This is a genomic window from Erwinia sp., from assembly GCF_031978025.1.
GTDB lineage: Bacteria > Pseudomonadota > Gammaproteobacteria > Enterobacterales > Enterobacteriaceae > Erwinia.
Genome location: NZ_DALZCD010000238.1, coordinates 1 through 4,975, shown reverse-complemented (window position 1 = coordinate 4,975; position 4,975 = coordinate 1). Strand labels below are relative to the sequence as shown.

At 51.2% G+C, this 4,975-nt stretch carries 6 protein-coding genes; 1 reads left to right on the top strand and 5 read right to left on the bottom strand.

All coding sequences use genetic code 11. The annotated features are described in order from the left end of the window. The 5 genes from RTK32_RS16845 to nagB form a co-directional block, all read right to left on the bottom strand. Nucleotides 1–93, bottom strand: a 93-nt coding sequence (locus RTK32_RS16845; protein WP_312045994.1) for a hypothetical protein, incomplete at its 3' end; no start/stop codon positions are given. A 284-nt stretch (nucleotides 94–377) separates the two neighbouring features. Then, on the bottom strand, nucleotides 378–1,130 hold the full coding sequence (locus RTK32_RS16840; RefSeq protein ID WP_312045992.1) for an HAD-IIA family hydrolase: 753 nt from the start codon (nucleotides 1,128–1,130) through the stop codon (nucleotides 378–380). 32 nt (nucleotides 1,131–1,162) lie between these two features. Continuing rightward, complete coding sequence (locus RTK32_RS16835) at nucleotides 1,163–2,383, bottom strand: N-acetylglucosamine repressor (RefSeq protein ID WP_312045988.1); 1,221 nt, start codon at nucleotides 2,381–2,383, stop codon at nucleotides 1,163–1,165. Between the two features lie 7 nt (nucleotides 2,384–2,390). Next, on the bottom strand, nucleotides 2,391–3,539 hold the full coding sequence (gene nagA, locus RTK32_RS16830; protein WP_312045986.1) for an N-acetylglucosamine-6-phosphate deacetylase: 1,149 nt from the start codon (nucleotides 3,537–3,539) through the stop codon (nucleotides 2,391–2,393). A 41-nt stretch (nucleotides 3,540–3,580) separates the two neighbouring features. Next, complete coding sequence (gene nagB, locus RTK32_RS16825; protein WP_312045984.1) at nucleotides 3,581–4,381, bottom strand: glucosamine-6-phosphate deaminase; 801 nt, start codon at nucleotides 4,379–4,381, stop codon at nucleotides 3,581–3,583. Between the two features lie 321 nt (nucleotides 4,382–4,702). Here nagB and RTK32_RS16820 point away from each other — a divergent pair. After that, nucleotides 4,703–4,975, top strand: a 273-nt coding sequence (locus RTK32_RS16820; protein WP_312045983.1) for a PTS transporter subunit EIIC, incomplete at its 3' end; no start/stop codon positions are given.

The window sequence follows — 4,975 nt, the reverse complement described above, 5'->3', positions numbered from 1 at the left end:
GCGATGGCGCATAAGACGAGAAAGCTCCAGCGCTTTCTTACGCAGTTCAACCGGATCGCTTTTGAGATCCAACACGCCAAAAATAGAACACATAGCTAACTCCCTAACGACAAACCGCAACGGTAATGGTGATGAAAAAATGCGTATTTAACGGCGACTTCTTCGCCCGATAGATAAGAAAATGCGCCAGATTGCGAGCGTACGCAAGCGTTTTAGCGTTTTACTGATAAATAGCCTGCCGTCTCAGCCATAAGTTTATCGATTATGTAATTTTAAAGGGTTATTTTTATCGAATCGATAATGAAAGCGCATTTTTGTTTGAAAATTGCACAGGGTGTGCCGATAAAAAAGCCCGACGCGCGGGTCGGGCTTACTGGTCAGAGGATGTCGATATCCGCGACCGAAGGGAATACCCAGCTGGGCCGGAAAGGCATGGCGTCAATATCGCTTAGCGTTGAGACGCCGGACAGCACCAGGATTGTTTCCAGACCGGCCTGAAAACCGGCCAGGATGTCGGTGCGCAAATTATCACCGACGATAACCGTCTCTTCCGAGTGCGCCTGCATCTTATTCAGCGCTGCCCGCATAATCCACGGGCTGGGTTTGCCCACGTAAAAAGGCGTTCGACCGGAAATCTTTTCAATACCTGCGCACAGTGCGCCACAGGCAGGCACAAAGCCACGGGCATGGGTGTCGGGATTGGTTGCGATAAAACGAGCACCGTTCGCCACGAAATAAGCGGCCTTATGCATCATATCCCAGTTAAACGAGCGCGTTTCGCCCACAATCACGAAGTCAGGATTGATGTCGGTAATGGTAAAACCGGCTTTATAGAGTTCATGCACCAGCGCGCCTTCGCCTACCACATAGGCTTTTTTGCCTTCCTGACGACGTAAGAAATCAGCGGTAGCCATTGCAGAGGTATAAAACACGCTTTCTGGCAGATCGATACCCGCAGAAGAGAAGCGGTTAGCGAGATCCAGTGCAGTTTGCGAAGGGTAATTAGTCAGCACTACCAACGGCATCCCTTTGGCCAGAATACGCTGCAGAAATTCGTTGGCGCCGGGTACGGCGGTGTTATCGTGCATCAAAACGCCGTCGATATCGCAGATGACGTTCTTGATAGCCATGTTTTCGCTGTCGTTCAGGGTTAAAGCGCTCATCAACTTTCCATTAAATGTTGTAACAGGATGCCGTTAAGCATGGCACGCTTCGCCAGTGCGAAGGCGCCGATTGCAGAACGATGATCGAGCTCAGAACGCACCACCGGTAAATTTTGGCGGAAAGCTTTCAGCGCCTGAGTGTTGATACAGCCTTCGATAGCGGGAAGCAGAATTTTCTCGGCTTCAGTAATCTCACCTGCAATCACTATTTTTTGCGGGTTAAACAGATTGATGGCGATAGCGATCGCCTTGCCCAGATGGCGGCCTACGGATTCCAGCACCTCGGTCGCCAGCGCGTCTCCACGATTGGCTGCCTTACAAATTTTCGGCATCAGGCAGTCATCCAGCGTCAGCGTACTCGGATAACCTTGATTCAGCAGATGACGGACACGGTTTTCTATGGCGCTGTTGGCTGCCAGCGTTTCCAGGCAGCCGAAATTGCCGCAGTGGCAGCGTTCGCCTAAAGGGTCGACCTGAATATGCCCCAGTTCGCCCACGTTGCCTTTGCTGCCTAAAAAGATATGACCGTTGGTGATGATGCCCGCGCCCGTTCCCCGATGCACTCGCACCAGAATCGAGTCAGCACAGTCGCGAGACGCACCAAAATAGTGCTCGGCAAGTGCCAGGCTGCGGATATCGTGACCCACAAAGCTGGTAACATTAAAGCGCTTTTGCAGGTTAGCGACCAGCGGCCAGTGTTGAACCGCAATATGCGGCATATAACGGATAACTCCGTTATCAGGATCGACCAGGCCCGGCAGGATAACAGCGATAGCGATCAGTTCCCGCAGCTTGCGCTGATACTGTTCGCAGAAGCTGGCAATAGCGTTGAAAAGCGCATGCTCAAGCGTTTCCTGCGTACGTTCGGGCAGGGCATAATCTTCCTGCGCCAGCACTTTTCCACTAAGGTCGAAAAGGGTAAGCGTGGCGTCATTGCGGCCCAGACGAATGCCGATAGTATTAAAGCCGCGCGTTTCGGTGACGATAGAGATGGCGCGGCGTCCGCCGGTAGAGGCCTGCTGATCCACTTCTTTAATCAGGCCGCGCTCTATCATTTGGCGAGTAATTTTTGTCACGCTGGCGGGCGCTAGCTGGCTGTGTTCGGCAATCTGAATACGCGATATCGGGCCTTGACGATCGATGAGCCGATAAACGGCCGCACTATTAAGTTGCTTAACAAGATCGACATTTCCTATTTGAGCCTGGCCGCCAGTGGTCATTCAGTTTCTACTCGCTTAAGACTTCGTCACCATTAACGACAGTCTGGATTATTTGATAGTCGCGGGTAAATATCGTCAGGTTTGCTACTTTTCCGGCTTCAACAGAACCTAACTTATTTGCCACGCCCATCGCGCGGGCTGGATACAACGTTGCCATTCTGATCGCCTCATCCAGTGCAATGCCGACATGTTCGACGCTGTTCGCTACAGCTTCAATCATGGTCAGAGCAGAGCCGCTGAGCGTGCCGTTTTCGTCAACGCAGAGTCCATCCCGATAGTATATTGTTTTTCCTGCAAAAATGAACTGGTCAATCTTCGCGCCCGCGGGTGCCGTGGCGTCTGTCACCAGAATGAGCTTGTCGCCTTTAAGGCGTTTTGCATTACGAATATTAACGTAGTCGACGTGTAAACCATCCGCGATGATGCCGCAATAGACTTCAGGAGAATCAAAAAGCGTCCCTATCAGGCCCGGTTCACGACCGGTTAGCGGCGGCATAGCATTATAGAGGTGGGTGGCAAAACTGATGCCGGCAGCAATGCCCTGACGCGCCTCTTCGCTGGTAGCGTAAGAATGCCCTGCGGAGATCACGATACCGGCCTGGCGCAGCTGGCGGATCACGGCCGCGTCAACCTGTTCCGGTGCCAGCGTAATTTTGGCGATAACATCGCTGTTTTTGCAAAGAAACTCGACCAGCGCTTTTTCCGGCCGCCGGATCAGGGCCGGATTATGCGTGCCTTTTTTAAGCGGGTTCAACCAGGGGCCTTCCAGATGCAGGCCAAGCGCCTGGTTAGCGTGCTGCTTAAGGTAAATTCGCATCACTTCTACCGCGCGTTTCATCAGCTCGTCGCTGCTGGTGATAAGCGTCGGCAGGAAGCTGGTACAGCCCGATCTTTCATTCGCTTTCTGCATAATAGCCAGCGTTTCAACGCTGATGGCGGCGATATCATCATTAAACTGTACGCCACCGCAGCCGTTAAGCTGCAAATCGATAAAGCCGGGAGCAATCAGCGCGCCTTTCACGTCGCGCCGGGTAATATCCGCAGGCAGTTCGTCCAGCCTGCAAACGCGGTCAATCAGCCCGTCAGCGATGACAACAGCATGATTATCCAATACTTCGTAGCCGGTAAAAATACGGCCATGGGTTAAAGCATACATAATTTTCTCCCGGCCAGCGCCGATAGCCTTGTGCAGGTGGGTTACAGATTTTCCATGTTTTCCGCTTCCATTTCGCGGAAATATTTGACCGTTTTCACTTTCAGTTCCATCGTTGCAGGTTCGTCACAAACCACGATTGATTTGGCGTGTAGCTGTAGGCAGCTGATCGTCCACATATGATTAACGTTGCCTTCAACGGCAGCCTGAAGCGCCTGCGCTTTAAGATGGCCCGTCACCAGAATCATCACTTCTTCCGCATCGAGCAGCGTCCCCACGCCGACGGTCAGCGCATATTTCGGCACCTGACTAACGTCGCCATCAAAAAAGCGGGAATTCGCCAGGCGGGTATCGTGCGTCAGCGTCTTAATGCGGGTACGGGAAGCCAGCGACGAGGCGGGTTCGTTAAACGCAATATGGCCGTCGTTACCTACGCCGCCCATAAACAGGTGGATTTTACCGTAAGCGCGGATTTTCTCTTCATACTGGCGACATTCTGCGTCAATATCAGGCGCGTTGCCATTAAGAAGATTGATATTTTCGCTTTCAATATCAACATGATCGAAAAAGTTACGATACATAAAGCTGTGATAGCTTTCGGGATGTTCTTTCGGCAGGCCAACATATTCGTCCATATTGAACGTGACGACATGTTTAAAGCTCACCTGGCCCGCTTTATGCATCTCAATAAGATGCCGATAGGCTTCCAGCGGCGTACCGCCTGTTGGTAGCCCCAGCACAAATGGGCGATCGGCAGTAGGTTGAAACGCGTTAATACGGTTTACAATATGACGAGCGGCCCATTTACCAACCTGGTTTGGCGTCGCAAGGGGGATCAGTCTCATTTTTTTACCTCGTTGTAAGCAATTTAAGCAAAGATTTTACACTGTTTTCACAAGGGGAGACGGAATCTGCATAAATCGTGGCAGGTGCGAAACAGCGTAAGGATCATTTTTTTCATCATAAAATAAGTTGGTGGGGTTCGCCAGCAAAAACGGGATTTAAATAGCGGTTTTGGTGATAATTATCACAAATGTCACGGTTTTAATTTGCGCAGCGAATTAAATTTTCTCTACACTGCATCGAATAATTTATCGTGTCATTCAAAGCAGTCAGCTTAATAAAAACTGCATAACGGGCGCCAGGCGGCTCACATAGGGGGAATAGTGAATATTTTAGGGTTCTTTCAAAGGCTCGGGCGCTCATTACAGCTGCCGATAGCCGTTTTACCTGTAGCGGCGCTGATGCTGCGCTTTGGGCAGCCCGATTTATTAAATATGCCGTTTATCGCGCAGGCAGGCGGAGCGATATTTGACAATCTGGCCTTAATCTTTGCTATCGGGGTGGCTTCCACGTGGTCTAAAGATAATGCTGGTGCAGCCGCGCTGGCGGGCGCCGTGGGCTATTTTATTTTGACCAAGGCCATGATCACCATTAAC